Consider the following 23,846-nt stretch of genomic DNA (forward strand, 5'->3'; position numbering starts at 1 on the left):
TCGTAGTGGGAAGGCTCACCCGGTGAACCGTCCAGTGGCGTAGAACTCATCGAGCACGGCCGTCGGCGCGGTCAGCTCCAGCCCCTGCGATGCCAGCCAATCATCGTCGAAATACGTTGTGCTGTAACGGTCTCCGGAGTCGCAGAGCAGGGTGACGACGCTGCCGGGCCGACGGCCGGCGACCATCTCGGACACCAATTTCAGTGCACCCCACACGTTGGTGCCGGTGGATCCGCCGACGCGCCGGCCGAGCCGGTTGCTGATGCAGCGGGCGGTGGCGACGGACGCGGCGTCGGGCACGCCGATCATGCGGTCGATGACCTGGGAGACGAACGACGGCTCGACGCGCGGTCGGCCGATGCCCTCGATGCGGGAACCGATTTCCGAGGTGATCGATCCGTCGCCGGAGGAGTAGGCGGGCAGGAAGACCGAGTTCTCCGGGTCGACGACGGCGAGCCAGGTCGGATGGCGGCGATAGCGCAGGTACCGGCCGAGGGTGGCCGACGTGCCGCCGGTGCCGGCGCCGACGACGATCCAGGTGGGCACCGGGTGTTCCTCGTCGGCCATCTGCGCGAAGATCGACTCGGCGATGTTGTTGTTGCCGCGCCAGTCGGTGGCCCGTTCGGCCATGGTGAACTGGTCGATGAAATGGCCGCCGAGTTCGGCTTCCAGGGTGAGCGCCGCGTCGTACACGTCGGACGGCCGGTCGACGAGATGGCAACGGCCACCTTGACGTTCGATGAGAGCGGTCTTCGACGGCGAGGTGTTGGAGGTCATCACGGCGATGAACGGCACGCCGATCAGGCGGGCGAAGTAGGCCTCACTGACCGCCGTCGAGCCCGACGACGCCTCGATGACGGTGGTGCCCTCGGTGATCCAGCCGTTGCAGATCGCGTACAGGAACAGCGACCGCGCGAGGCGGTGTTTGAGCGATCCGGTCGGGTGGGTGCTCTCGTCCTTGAGGTAGAGGTCGACGCCGACCTCGGCACCCGACTCGTCGATCCAGCGGGACCATTCGGGCAGTTCGATGCGCAGCAGATGGGTGTCGGCGCTGCGGCGGGCGTCGGCCTCGATGATGCGGACGGCGTTGTCGGCCCAGCCGCGATCGAGGCGGCGGTCGATGTCGACGGTGCGGATCTGTGGCGTCGGGGGTGCCGTCGGGGGCACGGTGTCGCGGGTCATCGGCCGCGGTTCAGCTGCCGCTGCCGCGCAGACGCGTCTGCAGGTCGTCGTGACGGCGTCGGCGCTGCTCGTCGACGGCGGCGATCTGCTCGTTCACGCGCAACCGCAGCGACTTGAACACCACCATGCCCAACGGCAACGCGATCAGCACACCGAACACGGCGGCCACCAGGATGGGGACGTCGACCCCGGCCAGCTTGCCGATGCCCCAGATGATCGCCGCGAGGACGACCACGAGAGCCAGACGGGCCAGGGTGTACAGGGCGACGGCCAGGGCCAGGCTGCCGGCGCTGCCCTGCGCTTGTTGCTCTTCACTCACGATTTCCAGGGTAACCCGGTGGTCGATTCGGGTCGGCGGAGCGCTGTCAACGCGAGCGAGAGCGCTGTCAACGTGTGCGAGAGCGCTGTCAACGCGAGCGAGAGCGCCGTCAACGTGTGGGTGAGCGCCGTCAACGCGAGCGGGAGCGCCGTCAACGTCGACGCGGGCGTCCGGGCGAACCCTGTACGAACGCTGTGTGCACCGCCGTCGGCGCGGTTTCCCACCAACGGTGTGGCAGGGCTTGGCAAAGCACGCGTAAAAGGCGCTGGTGGGGCGTGTGCGCAGGTCACAGGCTTCTTTGCACTCTCTTTACTTACCGCTGACGGTTCGAGTACCTGGGCGATTTGCGTGTATTCATGGTGCACGGCCGCGGCATCGGATTCGCGGCGCAAGAAGAGGGAGTTCTCATGACCGCCATCAATCACCCCATGAGCGTCATCACCCCGGGCATGGCCAGCCAGCACACCCTGACCCCCGGTCAGGTGGCCTCGATGTTCAATGTGAACCCCAAGACCGTGGCGCGTTGGGCCAGCTCGGGCATCCTCGGCTCGATCCGCACCCCCGGTGGGCATCGTCGTTTCCGTGAAGAGGACGTCGTCGCGCTGCTGAACCGTCGCCCCTGACCGAGCCAAACCGTCGCCCCGCGACGACCGATCGCCGACGACCCGTTGACGTCGGACAGATGACCCACTGGGCAACAAACCTCACGTAAACTCGCTTACAGGGAGGTTGCCATGGCATTTCTGTTCACGCTGATCGGCATCGTGGCCGTCGGGTTCCTGTTGTGGCGTGCCTTCGGGCCGCAGATGCCCGACGAGTCACGGCACGTGAGGTCGGCACCGCGGGGGCCGGTCGGCCCCGACGATGATCCCGACTTCCTGAAGGATCTCGACCGGCGTAGTCGCGGTAGCAACGGTTCCGACGCCGACGACCACTGAGTGCGTCCAACCACTGGGTGCGTCCGACCACTGGGTGCGTCCGACCACTGAATGCATCCGTCGACTGGGTGCGTCCGACCACTCCCCTCGTCGGCGTCGTACCGTCGCGACCGACGCCCACCAGCCATCCACGCACGACCCGGCACGTACACCCCGGGGCGACGCGACACCGTCGCAACCACGCTCCGGGAAGGGCCCGCACGCCGTCGTTCCGGACGGTCGAGGCCATTGCCCGCGCCTTCGACGTGAGCGTCACCTATCCTCGGCCATCCCGCTCTCGACGCGTGAAGATGCGGTCGATCACCGGCACACCTGCCGGGATCGACCGGACATCGCTGTGTCCGCGGGACCAACCGCGTCGTCAGCCGGTGATCACAGCCCGGCGTAGGAATGCAGGCCGGAGACCACCAGGTTGATGATGAACAGGTTGAACAGCAACGCGACGAACCCGGCCACGTTGATCCAGGCGGCCGCGGTGTTGCGCCAGCCGGCGGTCGCGCGGGCGTGCAGGTAGGCCGCGTAGATCACCCACGCGATGAACGAGACGGTCTCCTTGGGGTCCCAGCCCCAGAACCGGCCCCACGCCGACTCAGCCCAGATCGCGCCGCAGATGACGCCGAGACCGAACAGCGGGAACCCGAAGACGACGCATTTGTAGGCGAGGCGGTCGAGGGTGTCGGCGCCCGGGATGTGCGCGACGAGTCGCATCACGCCGCCGGTGAATCCGGAGTCGCTGCGCTTGGGATCGTCGGCCTTGGCGCCCCACTGCATCTTCACCAGGTACAACACGCTCGCGACGCCGGAGACGAGCAGCACGCCCGAGCTGATCGAGATGATCGAGACGTGGATGGCCAGCCAGTACGACTTCAGCGCGGGCACCACCGGCGCCGCCTGGGTGTAGAGCCAGCGGCCGGCGATGAACATCAGCAGGATGACCGGCAGCAGCACGAACGACAGCAGCGGCCGGTTGGACGGCTTGCGCAGCACCACGACGCCGGCGACCACGCACGCCGCGCACGTCATCGAGATGAACTCGTACATGTTGCCCCACGGCGCGCGGCCGGTGGCGATGCCACGGGTGACGATCGAGGCGATGTGCGCGGCCAGCCCCACGAAGACGACCGGGTAGGCCATCGCGCCGAGCTTCTCGGAGAAGCTGCGTCGGGTCCCCTGTGCCAGTTTGCCGGGGGTCCGGTCGACCGGCGTCGACGAGCCGGACGCCGACGATCCGGCCGATCCGGCGGTGGCGCCGACCAGTTCCCTGGCCGCGAGCCGACGACTGCGGGCGCCGGCGAGCGCCGCGAGGAACAGGAACATCGCGATCACGTAGACGGTGATGGCGGTGCCGAACAGCAGGTCGGAGTACCGCGCCAGGGTCTCGTCGATCTGTACTGCGCCAGTGTTCATCGGTTCACCTCGGTTGTCACTCTTCAGCCTTCAGAGCCTGCGGAGCTAGAGTCTGCGGAACTTGGCCGTCCACCCGGTGGGCCGGGCGTCGGGATCGATCAGGGCGGTGGCCTGCTCCTCGAAGCCCTCACCCCAACCGGCCTGGTCGGTCCGGGCGAGCCCGGCGATTTCTACTACAGTACGTCGTTGCGTCGAGGTGGTGCTCGCTCCGCCCCCATCGGTGGCGGCGGTCACCGGCACCAGCCTCGCCCAGATCCGTCGACGCCGCACCAGCAGCGACACCAACAACCCGACGAGCATCGCGATCGCCGAGACCAGCACCCACGTCTGGGCCGGGTCGTGGGACACCTGCACCGACACCCATCGCTGGTACCCGTCGAAGGTGACCTCGGTGCCGTCGGCGAGGCGGGTGCTCGCCCCCTGCGCGAGATTCACCTGGGATTGCCGCTGCAGCCGACCCTGATCGACCAGACTCTGATCGAGGGTGTAGGCGTTCTGCGGGAGGCCGGTGTCCAGGCCGGTGTCACCCTTGTAGATGCGGATGGCCACCTGCGGGTCGTGCGGGACGGGCGACGACGAACTCAGCAGGGTGCCCTGGTAGGTGGCGGTCGGTGCGAACAAGCCCTCGATGGCGATCTGATTCTTGCGGCGGACGTCCTCGTCGGGGTACATCCCGGCCGGGGTGTCGAATCGCACCGCCCCCGACGACAGCATCGTCTGCAGTTCATCGGGTATGAAAATGGCTGTCTGCGTCCGCTTTTCACCATTCGGGAAGGTGACGGTGAAGGTCGGGGCGAAGCCGTTGCCGAGGACGTAGACGCGGTCGCCGGCCACCCGCAGCGGGTCGTTGACGCGCACCGAGGTCTGCTTCCAATCGCTCGGCGGGGTCGCGGCGTTGTCGGTGTAGGACATCGTCGCGTCGTACATGTCGGGCTGACCGTTGGGCAGGAAGGTGGCCGAGAAGTCGTCGACGCGGAAGCAGAACGGCTCGAGGTCGGTGCCGTCGACGAGGGCGCCGGCGCGGAAGGAGTCGTAGACCGCGGTCGAGGTGTTGCACAGGCCCTGGCCGTCGGCGACGAGGCTGCGGGTGCCCTCGTAGCCGTAGAGCTTGCCGACGGCGATCGACACGAGCAGCGCCAGTAACGCGAAGTGGAAGACCAGGTTGCCGAATTCGCGCAGGTACCCCTTCTCCGCGGACACCTCGACACAGCCGTCGGGATACTTCTCCGACGGTTCCCGGACCACCACGTGGCGACGCCAGCCACGCAGGTTGCCGGAGATGCGTTCGGCGAGGTCATCGGGCTCGCCGTCGGCGGTGGCCTCGATGTGCCGCGGCAGCCGCGCCAGGTTGCGGGGCGCGGCGACGGGGCTGGCGCGCAGGCTCTTGGCGTGTTCGATCATGCGTGGGGTCAGACACCCCACCAATGACACGAACAGCAGCACGTAGATCGCGGTGAACCACACGCTGGAGAAGACGTCGAACAGTTGCAGCCGGTCCATCCACTGGCCGACCCAGCCCTTGTCGGCGATGTAGGTCAGCGTCTTCTGCTCGTTGAGTTCACGTTGCGGTAGCAGGGCGCCGGGGATCGCGGCCAGCGCCAGCAGGAACAGCAGCACCAGCGCGGTGCGCATCGACGTCAGCGACCGCCACAGGTTGCGGGCCGGCCACCAGAGACGGCGGATCGCCCAATGCGGCTTGTGCGGTGGCGGCGGGGTGGCGGGGACCTCGAGCGGGGTGTCGGCGCGCGTCATACGGGGAGTTCCTGGTTGGTGATGAAGGCGTCGCGGACCCACACGATGAATTGATCCCACAGCCCGGTGACCAGCGCGATACCCACGAGGATCAGCATGACACCACCGAAGACCTGGATGGCGCGGGCGTGGTCACGCAGCCAGCCCAGGCTGCGCAGCGCCCACGCCGACGAGAACGCCAGGATCACGAACGGGATGCCCAGTCCGAGGCAGTAGGCGACGATGAGGAACACGCCTCTGGCAGCGGTGGCGCCCTCGGTGCCGCTGGCGGTGGCGATGACCGCCGCGAGGGTCGGCCCCAGGCACGGCGTCCAGCCGAGGGCGAACACCGCGCCGAGCAGTGGGGCGCCGACGATGTTGGACACCATCCGCGGCGCGAACCGGAACTCGTGTTGCATCATCGGCACCAAGCCGATGAAGACCAGACCCATCAGGATCGTCACCACACCGCCGATGCGTTGCAGCAGTTCATGATTGAGGATGAAGGTGCTGGTGATGCCGAGCACGGTGGCGGTGGCGGCGACGAAGACGACGGTGAATCCGGCGACGAACAGTCCGGCGGCCAGCGCCACCCGCGACCGGCCGCGTTTGGCGGGTTCGTCGACGGTCACCGCGGGTGCCTCGGCACCGACGAGCCCGGCGAGATAGGACAGGTAGCCGGGTACCAGCGGCACCACGCACGGCGAGGCGAACGAGACGAGACCGGCGACGGCGGCGGCCGCCGCGCCGAGCAGCAATGGCCCCGACGACACGGTGTCGGCGAAGGTCTCCCCGATGGTGCTCACGGCGCCGCCTGCGGTGATTCGGCGACCACTTTCGCCACCGCGTCGCCGAGCATCTGCGCGTCGACGGCCTGCAGGAACACCGCGGCCGGACGATGCTGCCGGTCGAGCACGATCGTGGTGGGGACCACCGACGTCGGGGTGGTCAGCGCGGCCAGCGACGCCCCGGGGAAGTCGTAGAGGGACGGGAAACCGACGTTGCGGTCGGTGACGAAGTCCTGCGCCGACTGCCGGTCGTCGCGCAGGTTGATGCCGAGGAATTCCACCCCCTGCGACTTGTACTTCTCGTACACCTCTTCCAGGGCGGCGGACTCACCGCGGCACGGTGCGCACCACGATCCCCACACGTTGATCACCACGGCCTTGTCGGCGAACCGGGGATCATCGAGCGACAACGGTTTACCGGTGACGAGGTCCTCGCCGGAGATCGTGGCGATCTGCTTGCGGTCGGCGGGGTCGTAGGTGATGACGGTTTTGCCGCCGGGCGAGACGAATTGGAAGGTGTCGCCCTGGGAGACGGCGTCGTCGCCGGTGCTACAGCCGGCGGCAATGAATGCGGCAATCGAGATGAACAGTGCGAAAACGACTTTCAGGTACCGGGCGGTCCGGGGAGCGGACATCGGCGTGCCGGGCACACCACGAACTGGCACCTTCACAACCTTCACGTTCTTCCCGTCACGCCCCGGTGACGAGGGGATCCGAGGAGCCGGCGGGCTCGGAGTAGATGATGTCGACGAGCGCGTCGTCGTCGTAGATGAGGCTGGTCAGCGACGCCAGCGAGCACTGCCGACGACGCGGATCGTGCCACAGGCGCTGACCTTCGAGGAAGCGGCGCAGCGTGTACACCGGCAGTTGATGGCTGACGCAGATGGCCTCGTGGCCGCGGGCGGTGTCGCGGGCCTTGTTGGCGGCGGCGAGCATGCGATGCGCGAGCTGGATGTAGGGCTCCCCCCACGACGGGGTGAACGGATCGCGCAACTTGGGCCAGTGCCGCGGCTTGCGCAACGCGCCGTCGCCGACGGAGACCTTGAGGCCCTCAAAGATGTTGTCGGCCTCGATGAGTTCGTCGTTGGTGAAGATCGGCAGATCGTGTGCGGCGGCGATCGGCGTCGCGGTCTCCTGCGCGCGTTGCAGCGGCGAGGCGAAGACGGCGGTGATGTCGTGGTCGGCGAGGGATTCGGCGACCTTGCGGGCCTGGGCCCGACCGGCGTCGGAGAGGTGGAATCCGGGCAGCCGGCCGTAGAGGATGCCGTCCGGATTGTGCACCTCACCGTGGCGCATCATGTGGACGATCGTGTGCATCAGTCGTTCTCCCCGGAGTCGGATTCGGTCGTGCGCGCGGCGCCGGCCTGGGCGGGCACCGCCGCGGCGGCAGCGCGGGCGGCCGCGGGCAGCGCGTCGGCGATTCGAGTGAAAGCATCCCCGTCCAGGGCCGCGGAGACAAACCAGGCCTCGAAGGCGCTCGGCGGCGGATACACGCCGGCGTCCAGCAGGGCGTGGAAGAACGGGGCGAAACGCCAGGTCTCGGTGGCTTTCACCGCGGCATAGTCGGTGATCGGGCGGTCGGCGGGAGTTCCGAAGAACACACTGAGGAGATTGCCCGCCTTCTGCACGCGATGCTCCACGCCGGCCTCGGTGAGGGCGGTGGTGAGGAGGTCGGCGAGGCGGTCGGCGTTGGCGTCGAGCGTGGCGTAGGTGCCGGCGTCGGCGGTACGCAGGGTGGCGAGTCCGGCGGCGACAGCGACCGGATTCCCGGACAGGGTGCCCGCCTGATAGACGGGGCCGGTGGGGGCGAGGCGTTCCATGATGTCGGCGCGACCACCGAAGGCCGCGGCGGGTAGGCCACCGCTCATCACCTTGCCGAAGGTGTAGAGGTCGGCGCCGACGCCTTCGAGTCCGAACCAGCCGGCCGGGCTGACCCGGAATCCGGTCATCACTTCATCGATGATGAGCAGGGCGCCGTGACGTCGGGTGACCTCACGCAGTCCGGCGTTGAAGCCGTCGACCGGGGGTACCGCTCCCATGTTGCCGGCGGCGGCCTCGGTGATGACGGCGGCGATGTCGTCACCGAACTCTTCGAAGGCCTTCGCGACGGCCTTGAGGTCGTTGTAGGGCAGAACGATGGTGTCGTGCGCCGACGCGCCGGTGACGCCGGGGCTGGTCGGCAGCCCGAGGGTGGCGATTCCCGATCCGGCGTCGGCGAGCAGTGCGTCGACGTGTCCGTGATAGCAGCCGGAGAACTTGATGATCTTGGGACGGCCGGTGAAACCGCGGGCCAGCCGGATCGCCGACATGGTGGCCTCGGTACCGGAGTTGACCAGCCGGACCCGTTCCACCGGGTCGACGCGGTCGATGATCTCCTCGGCCAGGGCGATCTCCGACTCGGTGGGGGCGCCGAACGACAGTCCGCCCTCGGCGGCCTTCTGCACGGCCTCGACGACGGCCGGGTGGGCGTGACCCAGGATCATCGGTCCCCAGGAGGAGACGAGATCGACGTAGGTGTTGCCGTCCACATCGGTGAGCTCGCAGCCCTTGGCCGAGGCGATGAACCGCGGATCGCCGCCGACCGCGGAGAACGCCCGGACCGGCGAGTTCACCCCACCGGGGATGGCGTGTTGAGCCCGACGGAACAGTTCACTGGACTTCGGCGCGGCCTCGGCGGATCTGCTCACGGGCTCCAGTGTTCCAAATGGCACCGAGTGACCCAAATTCACGCTGGTCAGGGGGTTCGGTGCGGTCGGGCTGCGACTCACTGGGCGCTTCGCACGCCGAGCGTGCCGTCGTCATGGGCGGTTGCTGTTCGCTGTATTCCGGGCGGACGCCGGTCGGTGCGGATATAACCGGGATGAATACGCCCACTCACGACAATTATTGACGCGAAAGCCCTGAGCCATCCCGGTTATATCGGCACCGACGGCCAATCCCCCACCCGACTCACCCCAACCGGCCGGCCGAGCCGTGATCCCAACCCCCGAACGACCAGCCCGACCCACCTCACAGCACCACCGGCCACACACGCCACACGTTGCCCAACCGTCGGGGTATCCACCCCGACAGCCCACATATAACCGGGACGAATACGCCCACTCACGACAATTATTGACGCGAGACCCCTGAGCCATCCCGGTTGTATCGGCACCGACGGCCAATCCCCCACCCGACTCACCCCAACCGGCCGGCCGAGCCGTGATCCCAACCCCCGAACGACCAGCCCGACCCACCTCACAGCACCACCGGCCACACACGCCACACGTTGCCCAACCGTCGGGGTATCCACCCCGACAGCCCACATATAACCGGGACGAATACGCCCACCCACGACAATTATTGACGCGAGACCCCTGAGCCATCCCGGTTGTATCGGCGTGCGGCCGACCGCGACGTCAACATCCCTCGAAATCGGGATCGTCCCAGTACTCATCGCCGCCGATGTCACCCTCGTCATCCCCGTTGGGCGTGTCATCGACATCCGGATCACCGTCGACTGCGGCGTCGATCTCTGCGACGAGTTCGCGTGGACCGGCAAGGGCCTTGAGGTGCTCGCGGCGGCGAACCAGATCAGTGATCGTCTCGGCGGCGTCCTTCCACTCGAACATCACGCGGTTGTAGGACATGCGCAGCGGAATGTAACCGAGCCGATGGGCGATCTCGTCACGCAGACGATCCGCCTCGCGTTGCTCGGGCGACTTGTCGTGAAACTCGATGCTGTCGATCTCGACGATCAGACGGTCGCCGATGAGGAAGTCAACGTGCCCCAGACCGACGATCTTCACTTGTATATCGAACCTGAGGCCCATCGCCCGGAAACGAAGCCGAACGATGCTCTCCGTACCCGATTGTGCTCGGCCGTCGCAGAGTTCGAGCAGGTCACGAATGTCGAGGGGCGCCGTGGCGAAGGTCGCCACCAAGTCGGCCATGTCGAGAAGATCCTGGTTCAAGATGGAGTCGCACGCTGCCACGATCCCTTCGGCGTCGAGGCACCGCAGTGCGTGCCGAAGTGCCGTCGGGATGTCGTCGAGCGGGTAGATCTCGGGTTCGGGGCCACTGAACTGTTTGCAGAATCGTCGTCCACCGGCGTTGTGCGCCGCCTTCCGGGCGCGCACGTGCGCGCGGTTTCCTCGTGCGACGACCCAGATGCCGTGCAGATCCAAGGCGGTCACACACGAGCACACCCCGCCCGCCGACACCGCCTGGACCACCAGCGGATGCGCGTATCCGGTGGCGTACCACCCGCGCCGGAGCAGGTGCAGATCACCACCTCGGACCATGCGCGCGACCTGCGCCTGACTGAATCCCCGACGCGACAGTTCCGTCCACGAAAACACTCCGCGCCAGTGATCTTGTGCGAGTTCGAGATTGGCAAGACTCATGGCGGTGAGTGTGCCGCTCCGGACGACATCACCGCGGCGTCACAGCTCCCGCACGGGCGAATCTGTGGATCGATTGCCCTCTGTGGACAACGCCTCCGGTCACCGGCCGATAACCGACATGACCCGATCGGCAAGCGCCTGCTGTCCGGTGGCGTTGGGGTGCAGGGTGATCCGTGCGGAGCTTCCCTGCTGGGGTTCGATCCACCGATCGGCCCCGGCGCAGGCGTCGTGTCCCTCGGAGGCCGGCGCCATGTCGACGAAGGTGGCACCGGCGTCGTCTGCGGCGCGGCGGACGGCGTCGTTGAGGGTCGCCTGCAGGTCGCGCAGGTATCCGACGTCACCGGCGGCGACCTGCATCGTCGGATAGCAGCCGTCGGCGGCGGGAAGTATCCACGGGTAGCCGACGATGACGACCCGCGCGTTCGGTGCCTGCTCCCGGATCCGGCGCAGCACGTCGGTGAGGGCCGGGCGGATGTCGTCGTCGATGGGTGCGGTCAACTCGTCGCCGTAGCGGTCGCGGCATGGTGATCCGACGCCGCCGGTCGCGCGGCCGAGGTCGCTGCACTTGCTGATGGCGCCGCCGTAGGTGTTCTCGTCGTTGCCGCCGAGCATCATCGTCACCAGTCGGGTGTCGGGGCCGAGTGCGTCGAGTTGCGGGCCGACGCCGTAGTACTGGTCGGTGGTGAGGTCGGCGGTCGTCGCGCCCGCGCAACTCACGTCGTCTATCGCGAGGTCGCGTCGCTGCGCGATCAGGTGGCCGAAGTTGAGCGCGGACCGCTGACACAGGAAAGGCGATCCGCCGACCACCGGGAGCACACCGGTACCCGCGGCGTAGCTGTCGCCGAGGTGGACGTAGGTGGCACCGGCCGACTCGGTCGGCACAGCACTCGACGACGCAACACCCGATGACGTCGATGGTGTTGCGCTGCTGCCGGTTTCGCTGGCGCAGCCGACGATCCCGAGCAGCGCGACCGCGAGGGTGAGCAGGCGCAGCCACCTCACGCGTCGGCACCCAGCATCATCAGCAGCAGTTCGGCGCGGGTCCGGGCGTCGGTGAGGTCGATGCCGAGCATGTCCTCGATCCGCTCGACCCGGCTGCGCAGGGTGTGCCGATGCACACCGATCGTCGTCGCGGCCGCACCCCAGTTGCCGTTGGCCTCGAGGAATGCCAGCAGGCTCGCCTCCAGCCCGGCGCCCTGTTCGCGATCATGCTCGATGATCGGGCGTAGACGATGACTTCGACTGTCGGCCAGCATATTTCGGATCTCGGGGATGCCGAGCAGTGATCGGGTGGCCGCGAGATCGACGAGCTGACCGGTGGCGGCGGAGCGCGCGGCGAGCCGCGCGTGGGCCACCGACTCGGCGATCGCGTCCGGCCGCGGCGCTCCGTCGGCGTCGGCGAGGGCGACGGCGGGTCCGATCCCACCCCGCAATGGTCCCTGCGCGACAAGCAGATTCAGCATTCCGACGGCGACGTCCACATGGTCGTCGCCGTCGAGTAGCACCACCACCTCGGTGCCGTCGCAGAAGACGAACACCGGTCGCCATCGGCTCTCGAGCTCGTCGGCGAGGCGGTCGGCACCACGGCGGGCGGACGCGTCGTCGGCGAAGGTGTACACGACGGCGCGGACGCGGCCGTCGGGGGTGGCGACCCGCTCGAGGATCGAGCGCGCGGTGGCGCCGACGACGCCGTCGAGGGCATTGCCGAGGACGTCGGATTGCACGCGGGCGATGTCGCGGCGGACGTCGCGAGGCTTGGCGTATTCGATCGCCAGCAGTGACACGGCATGTCCGACGAGCATCCGTGCGACCTCGTCGAGCGTCGGTCCGACGACCCCGAGAAACCCGAATGTGGTTGTCGACGAGCCTATCCGGGCGAGGGTGACGGTGGCGTCGTCGGTCACCACGACCGCGCCCGCCGACGCGGGGTCGCGCGCTGCGAGAGTGCGAACGTGGTCGAGGTCGGCGGGGGCCGCGGCGCCGCCGGGTGCGGCCGCCACCTCGGCGTGGGCGGCATCGAGCAGGATCACGCGGCTCGCGACGGCGTCGGCGAGTTCGGAGATGACCGCGGCCGGGCCGCGCGCGACCGCGGCGCGGGTCATCCGCGGCTGGGCGCGGGTGGCCGCGACCAGGCGCGCGGAGCGTCCCGCGGCGATGTGGTCGAGGACGGCCCGGGTGATGGCGGAGAACGGGATGTGCCAGGGCACCTCGAACAGCGGGAGACCCACGCGGTCGGCGGCGGCGCAGATCTCGGGCGGGATCTCCTCGTAGCCGAGGCCGACGCCGAATCCGATGGCGGCGACGCCGACATCCGCGAGCGATTCCACGTATTGCTCGCGGATGGGTGGGTCGTCAGGAAGGCGGAGGCCGGTGGTCAGCAGCACTTCCCCACCGACCATCCAGTCGGCGGCGGTGACCAGTTCGGAGCTCACCGCGCAGTCCATCGGCCGGTCGAGGCCGTCGGCGCCACCCCGTAACTCGAGTTCCAGGCGGCGTTGAGCGAGAAGCCAGCGGACCGACGTCGACATCCCCCCACCGTACGCGAGCTGGACAAGATGGCGTGCGCTTCGCGGATCGTTCGACAAACTGTCAGGCGCACGCGGCGCGGGATTGGGCGAAGACTGGGCGTATCGCGTTCGCGCTCCGCATATCCACCATAATCTCCACGAGGTGAGCCCCATGACCAGCACCACGACCGAGATCGCCTACCGCCTCCCGCAGGAGCGGCGGCTGGTGACCGAACTGCCCGGCCCGCGGTCGCGGGAGCTGGGCGCGCGCCGCGCGGCGAGCGTCGCCGCCGGCGTGAGTTCGATCCTGCCGACCTATGCCGTCGACGGCGATGGCGGCGTCCTCGTCGACGTCGACGGCAATTCGTTGATCGACCTGGGGTCGGGCATCGCGGTGACCTCGGTCGGTTCGGCCAACCCGGCGGTGGCGGCCGCGGTCGCCGATCAGGCGGGGCATCTCATCCACACCTGCTTCATGGTCGCGCCGTACGAGGGGTACGTGGAGATCGCGGAGAAGCTCAACGCGCTGACGCCCGGTGATCACGACAAGCGCACCGCGCTGTTCAACTCGGGCGCCGAGGCGGTGGAGAACGCGGTGAAGATCGCGCGTCTGGCCACCGACCGGAACGCGGTGGTCGCCTTCGATCACGCCTACCACGGTCGGACGAATCTGACGATGGCGTTGACCGCCAAGAACATGCCGTACAAGCAGGGTTTCGGGCCGTTCACCCCCGAGGTGTACCGGATGCCGATGAGTTATCCGCTGCGCGATCAGTTCGGCGACGACGGTGTGGCCGCGGCCGAGCACGTGATCTCGCTGATGTCGACGCAGATCGGCGCCGGCCAACTGGCCGCGGTGATCATCGAACCCATTCAGGGTGAGGGCGGATTCATCGTTCCCGCACCGGGTTTCCTGCCGACGCTGGTGGCGTGGTGCCGGGAGAACGGTGTGGTGTTCATCGCCGACGAGGTGCAGGCCGGGTTCGCCCGCACCGGATCGTGGTTCGCCTGCGACGACGAGGACATCGTCCCCGATCTGATGACGATGGCCAAGGGTATCGCCGGCGGCATGCCGCTCGCCGCGGTCACCGGCCGCGCCGAACTGATGGATGCGGTGCATCCCAGCGGCCTCGGCGGTACCTACGGGGGGAACCCGGTGGCGTGCGCGGCGGGCATCGCCGCGATCGATCAGATGCAGACCCTCGATCTCGCCGGGCGGGCCCGCCGGATCGAGGAGATCGTCCGCGAGGCACTGTCATCGCTGGCCGATGAGCTTGCCGCGCAGGGCAAGCCGGTGATCGGTGAGGTCCGTGGACGTGGTGCGATGATCGCGATCGAGCTGGTGACGCCGGATGCGCCGCGCGCGTCGAACCACAATCCTGCGCTGACCAAGGCGGTGGCCGCCGCATGTCACGCCGCCGGCGTCGTGATCCTCACCTGCGGAACGTTCGGCAACGTGATCCGGCTGCTGCCGCCGCTGGTGATCGGTGAGGACCTGCTGCGTGAGGGACTGTCCGTACTGTGTGAGGCCATCAAGAACAACGCCTAAGGAGGCCGAGTCGATGTACCCGCTTGATCCGCTGTCATCCGACGAATTCCGCAGTGTCACCGCTCTGTTGGCGGCCGAACAGGGGGTCGGCGACGGATGGCGTTATGCCTCCATCGAATTGGCCGAACCGTCCAAGGCCGAGCTCGCCGCCTTCGACGCCGACGGCACGGTGCCACCGCGGCGCGCGGTGGTGGTGTGCTTCAACACCGGGGAGAATCTCACCTACAAGTCGTTTGTCTCACTGTCGGATTCGAGCGTGGAGTCCTTCGACGCCATCCCGGGGGTGCAGGCCAACTTCACCGTCGACGAGTTCGAGGAATGCGACCGCGTGCTGCGTGCACACCCGGATGTCCAGGCGGCACTGGCCGCTCGCGGCATCACCGATCTGGACCTGGTGTTCATGGACACCTGGACCTACGGCGGGGTGCTCATTCCCGAGGAGTACCGGGGTCGGCGGCTCGGCTGGTCGGACACCTGGGTCAAGGACGCGGAGGGCACCAACCCGTACGCGAATCCTGTTCCGGGACTTCACTGCGTCATCGACGTCAACACGATGGAGTTGCTGCGGATTGAAGATACCGGCGGATTCGAGACGCCGGAGGTGATGGGTGAGTATGTGCCGCGTCGCATTCCGCAGCGAATCCGCGACACCTTCGCCCGGCCCGACCTGAAGCCGCTGGAGATCACCCAGCCCGACGGTCCGTCGTTTCAGTTGGACGGCAACAAGCTCACCTGGCAGAACTGGTCACTGCGCGTCGGTTTCAACTACCGCGAGGGCATGACCCTGCACCAGGTGAGTTACCGCGACGGCGGCCGGGATCGGTCGGTGGCGCATCGCCTCTCGTTTGCCGAGATGGTGGTCCCCTACCGGGATCACTGCGAAGACCATTACCGCCGTACCGCTTTCGACATCGGCGAATGGGGCCTGGGCTTCATGACGACGTCGCTGGAGTTGGGCTGCGACTGCCTCGGCGAGATCCGTTACCTCGACGCGGTGCTGCACAACAGCGCCGGTGAGCCGTACACCATCACCAACGCCATCTGCATTCACGAAGAGGACAACGCGGTCCTGTGGAAGCATGTCGACCACGACGCCGGTGCCGAGGTCCGTCGCATGCGGCGCCTGACGGTGAGTTTCCATGTCACCGTGGCCAATTACGAGTATCTGGTGTACTGGCGGTTCTATCAGGACGGCAACATCGAGTGTGAGGTGCGGGCCACCGGGATCATGGTGACCACTCCGATGCCGCCGGGAGTGCTCTCCAATCCGCACGGCACGACCGTCGACAACCGCACGTATGCGCCGTTCCACCAACACTTCCTGGTGGCACGCATGGATCTCGATATCGACGGCACCGACAACACGGTGTTCGCCTCGGAGACCGTCGCCGAACCGATGGGACCGGGCAATCCGCTGGGATTGTCGCTGGTGCAACAGAATACGGCACTGCGCACCGAACAGGACGGGATGCAGGATCCGGATTTCGCCACCCAGAAGAGCTGGAAAGTGGTCAACACCAACGTCACCACCGGCATCGGCGCGCACCCGGCGTACAAGCTGAGCCCGACCGCCGCGTTCCCCGCGATGTTCGATCCGGCGTCGCCGATCTTCCAGCGCGCCACCGTGATCGGACACACCCTGTGGGTGACGCCGAACAGCGCCGACGAGCGGTGGCCGGCCGGGGAATTCGTCAACCAGTCCGACGGCGACACCGGAATGGCGGAGTGGACCAAGAACAATCGCCCGATCGAGAACACCGATGTGGTGCTGTGGTATGTCTTCGGCATCCACCACATCACCCGGCCGGAGGACTGGCCGGTGATGCCCGTCGACGTGGTGTCGTTCTGGCTCAAGCCGTTCGGGTTCTTCGACCGTAATCCCGCACTCGACGTCGCACCGAGTCCGTCGTCGCACTGCCATTCTGAAGGGACGCACCATGACCACCACTGATGTGATCGACACCCAGGCCATTCTCGACGGCGTGCCCACCGGTTTGTGGATCGGTGGCGAGGAGGTGGCCGCCTCCGACGGCGGTACCTTCACCGTCTACGACCCCGCCACCGAGGAACCGTTGACCCAGGTCGCCGACGCGACGGTGGACGACGCGGCCCGCGCCCTCGACAAGGCCGCCGCGGTGGCGGCCGACTGGGCGGCGACCCCGCCGCGCGAACGGGGCGAGATCCTGCGTCGCGCTTTCGAATTGGTGGCCTCGCGGGCCGATGACCTCGCGATGCTGATGACCCTCGAACTCGGACGCGCCCTCCCGGACAGTATCTCCGAGGCCAAGTACGGCAACGAGTTTCTCCGCTGGTTCGCCGAGGAGGCGGTCCGCATCGACGGGCGGTTCACCCACTCGCCGGCCGGCACCGGCCGAATCCTGGTGACGCACGGGCCGGTTGGACCGTGCCTGGCGATCACGCCGTGGAACTTCCCGCTCGCCATGGGTACCCGCAAGATCGGTCCGGCACTCGCGGCCGGGAATGTGATGGTGGTGAAGCCTGCGCATGAGACGCCGTTGACGATGTTGGTACTCGCCGAGATCTTCGCCGAGGCCGGTCTGCCGGCGGGGGTGTTGTCGGTGCTGCCGACGATGAATGCACGGGAGGTGTCCTCGGCGATCATCACCGACGACCGGATCCGCAAGATCAGCTTCACCGGCTCGACACCGGTGGGCCGAAACCTGTTGGGGCAGGCGGCCGAACGCGTGCAGCGCACCTCCATGGAACTCGGCGGCAACGCACCGTTCCTGGTCTTCGACGACGCCGACATCGACAAGGCGGTCGAGGGTGCGTTCATGGCGAAGATGCGCAATGGCGGTGAGGCGTGCACGGCCGCGAACCGGTTCCTGGTGCAGTCCGGGGTGGTCGAGGAGTTCACCGAGAAGCTGACGGAGAAGATGTCGGCGGTGCGGATGGGGCCCGGTTACCACGACGGGGTGACCCTGGGCCCGCTGGTCAGCGCCGCGCAACGGGACAAGGTCGCCGAGGCGGTCGAGACCGCGGTGGCCCACGGCGGCCGGGTTCGGTTGGGTGGCAAGGCCCCCGAGGGCAAGGGTTACTTCTACCCGGCGACCGTCATCGATCAGGTGGACGCCTACGCCCCGGTCACCCGCGGCGAGATCTTCGGCCCGGTGGCCGTCATCAGCTCCTTCGACTCCGAGGACGAGGCCATCCGCGCGGCCAACTCGACCGAGTACGGTTTGGCGGCATACTTCTTCAGCCGCGACCTGGACCGCTGCATGCGGGTGGCGTCGGCGTTGGACTCCGGGATGGTGGGCGTCAACCGCGGCGTGATGTCGGATGTGGCAGCACCGTTCGGCGGTGTCAAGCAGTCGGGTATCGGACGTGAGGGTGCCGCCGAGGGCATCGACGAGTACCTGACGGTCAAGTACGTGGCCCTCACCCCGTAGGCGGGCGTCGAGTGGGCGCCCATTCCCGTCGAGTGGGCGCCCTTTCTCGTCGAGTGGGTATCAGCTGTAGTAGCCGCCGCGCTGATGTATCGCCTCGGCGATCTCGGCGATGAGACCCATGGGGTCGCTGGTCATCCGCTTGTTGTTGGCGCGGATCACCTTCCACTGCAGCCGGTTTGATTCGGCATCTCGCGCCGCATCACTCGCCTGCTGCTCCGGCGACGAATGATAGTCCTCGCCGTCGTACTCGATCGCGATCTTCAGGTCGGGGTACGCCCAGTCATGGCGCGCGACCAGGATTCCGTACTCGTTGAACACCTCGAACTGAGCCACCGGCGTCGGCAATCCACAGTCGTGCATGAACAGCCCCGTCGAACTCTCGCGGGGCGATTCGTGGAGGCGATTGACGAGTGGGGCCAACCCCCTCACCTGTCGCACATGACGAGTTCGCTTCTGGGATTTGGCGTATTCCGCGAGCTCATCGAGGTCGAAACCGGTGGCGGCGGCGAGCGTATCCAGGTGTCCGATCGCCCGCATTCGCGGCTGGATCCGTCCCACGTCGAAGGCGGTACGGATCGGTGAGGTGACCGCGATTCCGTCGATCGTGACGACGTGTTCTGCCGGTAGGTCCAGTCGCCACGTGGTCGTCCCGAGAGCAGGGCGACCGGACGCGGTGATGCCGCGGATGAGAACGACGTCGAAGCCGGCGTCGAACCACTTCGCGCCGTGCATCACCATTGCCGCCTGCCCGGCAACGACCGGATTGCCCTGCGCCTGGGATGCGATCGCGACCACGCGTTCGCGAGCGGTCATCAGCTCCGCTCGACTGATGTGCGCGCCGCCACGCACGCGACGGAACTCGGCGGCGAAACGTTCCGCGGACATTCCGACGACGGACATGGCGTCCTGACGAGTGATCAGCGATGGCGGGGAGGTGGAATCTTCGATTGTCATGCCGGGTTGGACGCAGCGCGCGGCGATTCGGTTCCACCGTTGGGTCAGATTCCGCCGAGCCAGGTACGTCAGCGGTCGTACGGCGAGCCCGCTCGACGTCGAACGACGCACACTCGACGCGAGACGGCGCACACTCGACGCGAAACAGCGCCCACTCGACGCGAAACGGCGCACACTCGACGCGAAACGGCGCCCACTCGACGGAGGCGGGTGGGCGCCGTTGGGCGTCAGGGAGCGTCAGGGTACGCGCGCAGCGTCAGCGCAGCAGCGCGCGGCTCATGACGACGCGCTGAATCTGGTTGGTGCCCTCGTAGATCTGCGTGATCTTCGCGTCGCGCATCATGCGCTCGACCGGGAAGTCGCGGGTGTAGCCGGCGCCGCCGAAGAGCTGCACGGCATCGGTGGTGACCTCCATGGCGACGTCGGAGGCGAAGCACTTCGACGCCGACGAGATGAAGCCGAGGTTCTTCTCACCGCGCTCGGCGCGGGCGGCGGAGGTGTAGACCATCAGGCGGGCGGCCTCGACCTTCATCGCCATGTCGGCGATCATGAACTCGACACCCTGGAAGCTCGAGATCGGCTTGCCGAACTGCTTGCGCTCCTTGACATATGCGATGGCCTTGTCGAGCGCGCCCTGCGCGATGCCGACGGCCTGCGCGCCGATGGTCGGCCGGGTGTGGTCGAGGGTCTGCAGGGCGGTCTTGAAGCCGGTGCCCTCATCGCCGATGATGCGGTCCTCGGGGATCGTGCAGTCCTCGAAGTAGAGTTCGGCGGTGGGGCTGCCCTTGATGCCGAGCTTCTTCTCCAGCGGGCCGACGGTGAAGCCGGGATCGTCCTTGTGCACCATGAATGCGGAGATGCCGTTGGCCTTCTTCTCCGGATCGGTCACGGCCATGACGGTGTACCAGGATGACTTGCCGCCGTTGGTGATCCAGCACTTGGAGCCGTTGAGCACCCAGTTGCTGCCGTCCTTGCGGGCGCGGGTCTTCATGCCCGCGGCGTCGGAGCCGGCCTCACGTTCGGACAGTGCGTAGGAGGCCATCGCCTCGCCGGAGGCGATGGACGGCAGCACCTGCTTCTTGAGCTCGTCGGAGCCGTTGAGGATCAGGCCCATGGTGCCGAGCTTGTTGACGGCGGGGATCAGCGACGACGACGCGCACACGCGGGCGACCTCTTCGATCACGATGCACGCGGCCACCGAGTCGGCGCCCTGACCGTCGTACTCCTCGGGAACGTGGATGGCGTTGAATCCGGAGGCGACGAGCGCGTCGAGGGCCTCCTGCGGGAACCGCGCTTCTTCGTCGACGACGGCGGCGTAGGGCTCGATCTCCTTTTCCGACAGCGCGCGAATCGCCTCACGCAGGGCGATGTGCTCCTCGGGGAGCTCGAAAACGTTGAACTCGGGATTACCAAAACCCATGTCGATCCTCCGGCCATGTCGGGCACTGCGTGCCAGTGATGTCGCTTCGGTACAGTTCATCATGGCACGCAGTGCCATGTCAATGAACGGTCTCTTCTATTGTCCCTGCTTGCGGCCAACGGCACGCAGTTGTCGACGAACCTGCTCGGCGACGACGTCCGGGTCGGCGTCGGCGGGATAGGTCACCACCGCGATCGCATCGTCGGCGGATCCGGCCGCATCGCGCGCCCGGTGGTCGGCACCGAGTGCCGTGCGCACCTCGGCCAGCTCGGCACGCAACCGCTGCAGGGTCGCATCCGTGTCCCCGCGGATCATCGACCTCAGCAGGTAGTTGTGCACCGCGGTCACCGCGGAGGCGAACGCCACGATGTGAACCGCCGACCCACCGGGAACCACGCGCCGCAGGTACTCCTCGAAAACCCGCTGGTAGCGGTAGGTGGTGACGAGTTCGCGGTCCCGCAGTGCCGGAACCCGTGAGACCACGTGCAGCCGGCGGACCGCGAGGTCGCGCGTCGCGAGGAAGTGGGTGAAGACGATCTCGGCGGCCGCGCACACCACGGTCCACGGGTCGCCGGCATCGAGTGCCTCATCCGGTGCGAACTCTTCGGCCGACAGTCGTTCGGTCACCTGCGCGAGCAACGCCTCGTGGTCGGCGAAGATCATGTCCTCTTTGGAGCGGAACTGCCGGAACAGGGTGCGGCGCGACACCCCGGCGGCCGCGGCGATCTGGTCGACGGTGGTCGACTCGTACCCGTTCTCGCTGAACAGCCGGATCGACTCGGCGACCACCAGGGTGCGCAGATCGTCCGGCTCGCCGGTCGTGTCACTCGGTGCCATGGCATCACAGTGTGGCTCACCGAACGCCGCTGCGGTAGGGCGGCCGAATGAATCACGGCGGCGCGCGGTGCCTCCGCACCCCGGAGATGATCAGATCGAGGGCGCACATCACCCACCGTCAGCAGGAGTCGGCACCGTGAGCGGTCCTGAAGTCACCGGCGCTACCCACGCACAGGGTCACCGACCGCACACCTCATTGAGCGATCGCCCTTCGCCGACCACCGCGCCTCCGACGATGATCCGCACCACCTCGACCGCCGACGCGAATCTGGCCTCTCGGGCGGCCCGCGCGGTGGCCTTCGGCAATCCCGTGCTCGCGGCGATACAGTTCGGCGTTCCGTTGGTGGTCGGTGTCGCCACAGTGGTGAGTGGCGTACTGGTTGGCGAGACGACGAACTCCCTGCCGGCCGCCTTCCCGATCATCGTCATCGGAATCACGCTCATCTGTCTCGGCGTCACCAACGTGGCGCTTCCCTACCTGCAGACGCTGACCACCTGGAAGCGCTTCGCGCCCAGGGACACCGCGCTGATGGCCGAATTCGGACCCGCCCACATCATGTTCATGGCCGGCGGAATCACCACCACCGTCGACATGACCAGCGTCGCGACCGTGGCCGCTCGCCGTGACATGCTGGCGGTCCGGACCACCCAATCGATCTCGTTGCTCATCCCGATGGAGATGGTGCCGCCGACGATCGCGGCAACACTGTTGTCGCGCTGAGCCTCTCAGCTTCCCGAAGCATCCTTGCGCAGCTCGAACTTGAGCACCTTCCCGGTGGAGGTGCGTGGCAGGTCGTCGGCGATGACGATGTCGCGGGGCACCTTGTACCCGGCGAGCAGGGTCTTGGCATAGGCGATGAGATCGTCGGTGGCCAGCGTCGCACCCGGTTTCAGCAGCACGTAGGCGCGGGGCCGTTCCCCCCACTTCTCGTCGGGCACACCGACAACCGCGACGTCGAGCACCGCGTCGTGACTGACGAGGACCTGCTCCACCTCGATGGTGGAGATGTTCTCACCGCCGGAGATGATGATGTCCTTGGCCCGGTCGCGCAGCTGGATGTAGCCGTCGGGGTGCATCACGCCGAGATCGCCGGTGTGAAACCAGCCGCCCGCGAAGGCTTCTCGGGTGGCGTCGGGATCCTTGAAGTATCCGGCCATCACGTTGTTGCCGCGGAGCACGATCTCGCCCATCGTCTCGCCGTCGGCGGGCACGTCGGTCAGCGGCAGGGTGCCCTGCGCCACCACGCGCGCGTCCTCGGCCTGCACCATGCCGACTCCCTGCCGCGACAACTTGGTGGCACGCTCGGCCGGTGCGAGATCGTCCCAGGCGTCCTGGTACTCGCAAATCGTATACGGCCCATACACTTCGGTGAGTCCGTAGACATGGACGACGGTGATGCCGAGCGCCTCGAGTTGACCGATGACCGTCGGACTCGGCGGCGCTCCGGCGGTGGTGATGTGCAGCGGCCGGTCCAGCCGATGGGCGCGCGGCGATCCGGCGATCGTGGTGCATACCGTTGGCGCACCGCACATGTGGGTGACGCCGAGATCGTCGATCGCATCCCACACCGCGTCGGCCCGCACCGCACGCAGGCAGACGTGGGTGGCCGATGCCTGGGTGACCGCCCACGGGGTGCACCAGCCGTTGCAGTGGAACATCGGCAACGTCCAGAGGTAGCGGCTGTGGCCGGTGAACTCGTTGTGGAAGGTCTCACCGAAGGAGTTCAGATACGCCCCGCGGTGGGTGTACATGACGCCCTTGGGTTTTCCGGTGGTACCGGAGGTGTAGTTGATGGTGATGACGGTGTTCTCGTCGTCGACGGTCCACGGGATCGGCGTCGGATCGAGATCGTCTGCGCGCGTCAGGAAGTCGGGGTAGGACTCGAGTCCCGGGATTCCGGATGCCGCGACATCACCGGGGACGGTGCCGAATTCGGTGTCGACGATCTCGACGGTGGTGGTCAGCTCCGGCACCTGATCGACGATCAGCGACACCGTGTGCCGGAACTCCGCGTCGAAGAACAGCGTCGTGACGCCGGCGTGGTTGAGGATGTAGACCAGCTCGGGTCCGGCCAGCCGGGAGTTCAGGGCGACGAGCACCCCGCCGGCCAGCGGCACCGCGTAGTGCGCGACCAGCATCTCGGGGACGTTCGGGGTGAGGTAGGCGATCCGCTCCCCCGGCTCGATCCGGTCGGCCAGGATGCGGGCCAGTCGCGCCACCTCGTCGGCGAACTCGCCGTAGGTGGCGCTGCGCTGTCCGTAGATGACGGCGGTGCGGTCGGGGAACACCTGGGCCGAACGTTCCAGGAACCGCAGGGGTGTCATCTCGGAACGGTTGGCGGTGCCACTGTCGATGCGGCCGAACTCGGCGTCGAGGTCGGTGGTGGGTGGGGCGGTCACATCCGGCACGGACATCGGT

21 protein-coding genes and 1 pseudogene are annotated in these 23,846 nt (G+C 67.5%); 7 read left to right on the forward strand and 15 right to left on the reverse strand.

From position 1 onward, the window contains the following. Positions 1-15: 15 nt before the first annotated feature. Both cds1 and ABLE92_RS12540 read right to left on the reverse strand, forming a co-directional pair. Positions 16-1,182, reverse strand: a complete 1,167-nt coding sequence (gene cds1 / locus ABLE92_RS12535; protein ID WP_348805089.1) for an L-cysteine desulfhydrase Cds1 — start codon at positions 1,180-1,182, stop codon at positions 16-18. A gap of 10 nt (positions 1,183-1,192) precedes the next feature. Further along, positions 1,193-1,504 (reverse strand): DUF4229 domain-containing protein, encoded by a 312-nt coding sequence (locus ABLE92_RS12540; protein ID WP_496560799.1) that lies wholly within the window; start codon positions 1,502-1,504, stop codon positions 1,193-1,195. Between the two features lie 404 nt (positions 1,505-1,908). Between ABLE92_RS12540 and ABLE92_RS12545 the strand changes: the two genes are divergently transcribed. From ABLE92_RS12545 to ABLE92_RS12555, 3 genes and pseudogenes are all read left to right on the forward strand, one after another. Beyond that, positions 1,909-2,124: a BldC family transcriptional regulator gene (locus tag ABLE92_RS12545; RefSeq protein WP_348805092.1), complete on the forward strand. Its 216-nt coding sequence runs from the start codon at positions 1,909-1,911 to the stop codon at positions 2,122-2,124. A 111-nt stretch (positions 2,125-2,235) separates the two neighbouring features. Beyond that, positions 2,236-2,439, forward strand: a complete 204-nt coding sequence (locus tag ABLE92_RS12550; protein WP_348805093.1) for a hypothetical protein — start codon at positions 2,236-2,238, stop codon at positions 2,437-2,439. Between the two features lie 188 nt (positions 2,440-2,627). Beyond that, a pseudogene (locus ABLE92_RS12555) lies at positions 2,628-2,855 on the forward strand (helix-turn-helix domain-containing protein); the annotation flags it as partial. Here the strand turns inward: ABLE92_RS12555 and ccsB are convergent. The 9 genes from ccsB to ABLE92_RS12600 form a co-directional block, all read right to left on the reverse strand. Further along, the gene (ccsB, locus tag ABLE92_RS12560) at positions 2,812-3,846 is read right to left on the reverse strand and encodes a c-type cytochrome biogenesis protein CcsB (RefSeq protein ID WP_348805094.1); all 1,035 of its coding nucleotides are present in this window, start codon (positions 3,844-3,846) and stop codon (positions 2,812-2,814) included. The pseudogene ABLE92_RS12555 and the gene ccsB overlap by 44 nt on opposite strands. A 45-nt stretch (positions 3,847-3,891) precedes the next feature. Beyond that, a complete protein-coding gene (resB, locus tag ABLE92_RS12565; protein WP_348805095.1) occupies positions 3,892-5,598 on the reverse strand; it encodes a cytochrome c biogenesis protein ResB in 1,707 nt (568 codons plus the stop codon). Beyond that, on the reverse strand, positions 5,595-6,383 hold the full coding sequence (locus ABLE92_RS12570) for a cytochrome c biogenesis CcdA family protein (RefSeq protein WP_348805096.1): 789 nt from the start codon (positions 6,381-6,383) through the stop codon (positions 5,595-5,597). The genes resB and ABLE92_RS12570 overlap by 4 nt, the downstream gene beginning before the upstream one ends. Continuing rightward, entirely contained in the window at positions 6,380-7,000 is a 621-nt protein-coding gene (locus ABLE92_RS12575) for a TlpA family protein disulfide reductase (RefSeq protein ID WP_496560800.1), read from the reverse strand. Before ABLE92_RS12575 ends, ABLE92_RS12570 begins: the two co-directional genes overlap by 4 nt. 55 nt (positions 7,001-7,055) lie before the next feature. Beyond that, positions 7,056-7,682 (reverse strand): histidine phosphatase family protein, encoded by a 627-nt coding sequence (locus tag ABLE92_RS12580; protein ID WP_348805097.1) that lies wholly within the window; start codon positions 7,680-7,682, stop codon positions 7,056-7,058. Continuing rightward, on the reverse strand, positions 7,682-9,052 hold the full coding sequence (gene hemL / locus ABLE92_RS12585) for a glutamate-1-semialdehyde 2,1-aminomutase (RefSeq protein WP_348805098.1): 1,371 nt from the start codon (positions 9,050-9,052) through the stop codon (positions 7,682-7,684). Before hemL ends, ABLE92_RS12580 begins: the two co-directional genes overlap by 1 nt. A 711-nt stretch (positions 9,053-9,763) precedes the next feature. After that, the gene (locus ABLE92_RS12590) at positions 9,764-10,750 is read right to left on the reverse strand and encodes a DUF559 domain-containing protein (protein ID WP_348805099.1); all 987 of its coding nucleotides are present in this window, start codon (positions 10,748-10,750) and stop codon (positions 9,764-9,766) included. 99 nt (positions 10,751-10,849) lie between these two features. Next, positions 10,850-11,752: an SGNH/GDSL hydrolase family protein gene (locus ABLE92_RS12595; protein WP_348805100.1), complete on the reverse strand. Its 903-nt coding sequence runs from the start codon at positions 11,750-11,752 to the stop codon at positions 10,850-10,852. Then, a complete protein-coding gene (locus ABLE92_RS12600) occupies positions 11,749-13,278 on the reverse strand; it encodes a PucR family transcriptional regulator (RefSeq protein WP_348805102.1) in 1,530 nt (509 codons plus the stop codon). The genes ABLE92_RS12595 and ABLE92_RS12600 overlap by 4 nt, the downstream gene beginning before the upstream one ends. 151 nt (positions 13,279-13,429) lie before the next feature. On the opposite strand from ABLE92_RS12600, the gene gabT reads away from it, so the two are divergent. From gabT to ABLE92_RS12615, 3 genes are read left to right on the forward strand one after another with little or no spacing between them, the layout of a single operon-like run. Next, entirely contained in the window at positions 13,430-14,806 is a 1,377-nt protein-coding gene (gene gabT, locus ABLE92_RS12605) for a 4-aminobutyrate--2-oxoglutarate transaminase (protein WP_348805104.1), read from the forward strand. Between the two features lie 13 nt (positions 14,807-14,819). Next, positions 14,820-16,757: a primary-amine oxidase gene (locus tag ABLE92_RS12610; RefSeq protein ID WP_348805105.1), complete on the forward strand. Its 1,938-nt coding sequence runs from the start codon at positions 14,820-14,822 to the stop codon at positions 16,755-16,757. Then, a complete protein-coding gene (locus tag ABLE92_RS12615; RefSeq protein ID WP_348805106.1) occupies positions 16,744-18,216 on the forward strand; it encodes an NAD-dependent succinate-semialdehyde dehydrogenase in 1,473 nt (490 codons plus the stop codon). The genes ABLE92_RS12610 and ABLE92_RS12615 overlap by 14 nt, the downstream gene beginning before the upstream one ends. Before the next feature lie 60 nt (positions 18,217-18,276). Here the strand turns inward: ABLE92_RS12615 and ABLE92_RS12620 are convergent, their stop codons facing one another. The 3 genes from ABLE92_RS12620 to ABLE92_RS12630 all read right to left on the reverse strand — a co-directional run bounded on the left by ABLE92_RS12620 (position 18,277) and on the right by ABLE92_RS12630 (position 21,427). After that, positions 18,277-19,170 carry an endonuclease domain-containing protein gene (locus ABLE92_RS12620; RefSeq protein WP_348805107.1) on the reverse strand — a complete coding sequence of 298 codons (894 nt, stop codon included), beginning with the start codon at positions 19,168-19,170 and terminating at the stop codon, positions 18,277-18,279. 256 nt (positions 19,171-19,426) lie between these two features. Beyond that, a complete protein-coding gene (locus ABLE92_RS12625) occupies positions 19,427-20,590 on the reverse strand; it encodes an acyl-CoA dehydrogenase (protein ID WP_348805108.1) in 1,164 nt (387 codons plus the stop codon). A gap of 96 nt (positions 20,591-20,686) precedes the next feature. After that, positions 20,687-21,427 (reverse strand): TetR/AcrR family transcriptional regulator, encoded by a 741-nt coding sequence (locus tag ABLE92_RS12630; RefSeq protein ID WP_348805109.1) that lies wholly within the window; start codon positions 21,425-21,427, stop codon positions 20,687-20,689. Positions 21,428-21,662: 235 nt separating this feature from the next. Between ABLE92_RS12630 and ABLE92_RS12635 the strand changes: the two genes are divergently transcribed. Next, a complete protein-coding gene (locus ABLE92_RS12635) occupies positions 21,663-22,148 on the forward strand; it encodes a hypothetical protein (protein WP_348805110.1) in 486 nt (161 codons plus the stop codon). A 5-nt stretch (positions 22,149-22,153) separates the two neighbouring features. Here the strand turns inward: ABLE92_RS12635 and ABLE92_RS12640 are convergent, their stop codons facing one another. Further along, positions 22,154-23,842 (reverse strand): AMP-binding protein, encoded by a 1,689-nt coding sequence (locus ABLE92_RS12640; RefSeq protein WP_425476100.1) that lies wholly within the window; start codon positions 23,840-23,842, stop codon positions 22,154-22,156. Positions 23,843-23,846 lie beyond the last annotated feature (4 nt).

Origin of the sequence: Gordonia oleivorans (assembly GCF_040044975.1) — a bacterium.
Lineage (GTDB): Bacteria > Actinomycetota > Actinomycetes > Mycobacteriales > Mycobacteriaceae > Gordonia > Gordonia oleivorans.

Coding starts and splice junctions, on each gene's coding strand:
- cds1 (WP_348805089.1), bottom strand. CDS start 1,182: ATGACCCGCGACACCGTGCCCCCGACGGCACCCCCGACGCCACAGATC.
- ABLE92_RS12545 (WP_348805092.1), top strand. CDS start 1,909: ATGACCGCCATCAATCACCCCATGAGCGTCATCACCCCGGGCATGGCC.
- ABLE92_RS12550 (WP_348805093.1), top strand. CDS start 2,236: ATGGCATTTCTGTTCACGCTGATCGGCATCGTGGCCGTCGGGTTCCTG.
- ccsB (WP_348805094.1), bottom strand. CDS start 3,846: ATGAACACTGGCGCAGTACAGATCGACGAGACCCTGGCGCGGTACTCC.
- resB (WP_348805095.1), bottom strand. CDS start 5,598: ATGACGCGCGCCGACACCCCGCTCGAGGTCCCCGCCACCCCGCCGCCA.
- ABLE92_RS12575 (WP_496560800.1), bottom strand. CDS start 7,000: ATGTCCGCTCCCCGGACCGCCCGGTACCTGAAAGTCGTTTTCGCACTG.
- ABLE92_RS12580 (WP_348805097.1), bottom strand. CDS start 7,682: ATGCACACGATCGTCCACATGATGCGCCACGGTGAGGTGCACAATCCG.
- ABLE92_RS12590 (WP_348805099.1), bottom strand. CDS start 10,750: ATGAGTCTTGCCAATCTCGAACTCGCACAAGATCACTGGCGCGGAGTG.
- ABLE92_RS12600 (WP_348805102.1), bottom strand. CDS start 13,278: ATGTCGACGTCGGTCCGCTGGCTTCTCGCTCAACGCCGCCTGGAACTC.
- gabT (WP_348805104.1), top strand. CDS start 13,430: ATGACCAGCACCACGACCGAGATCGCCTACCGCCTCCCGCAGGAGCGG.
- ABLE92_RS12610 (WP_348805105.1), top strand. CDS start 14,820: ATGTACCCGCTTGATCCGCTGTCATCCGACGAATTCCGCAGTGTCACC.
- ABLE92_RS12615 (WP_348805106.1), top strand. CDS start 16,744: ATGACCACCACTGATGTGATCGACACCCAGGCCATTCTCGACGGCGTG.
- ABLE92_RS12620 (WP_348805107.1), bottom strand. CDS start 19,170: ATGACAATCGAAGATTCCACCTCCCCGCCATCGCTGATCACTCGTCAG.
- ABLE92_RS12625 (WP_348805108.1), bottom strand. CDS start 20,590: ATGGGTTTTGGTAATCCCGAGTTCAACGTTTTCGAGCTCCCCGAGGAG.
- ABLE92_RS12630 (WP_348805109.1), bottom strand. CDS start 21,427: ATGGCACCGAGTGACACGACCGGCGAGCCGGACGATCTGCGCACCCTG.
- ABLE92_RS12635 (WP_348805110.1), top strand. CDS start 21,663: ATGATCCGCACCACCTCGACCGCCGACGCGAATCTGGCCTCTCGGGCG.
- ABLE92_RS12640 (WP_425476100.1), bottom strand. CDS start 23,842: ATGTCCGTGCCGGATGTGACCGCCCCACCCACCACCGACCTCGACGCC.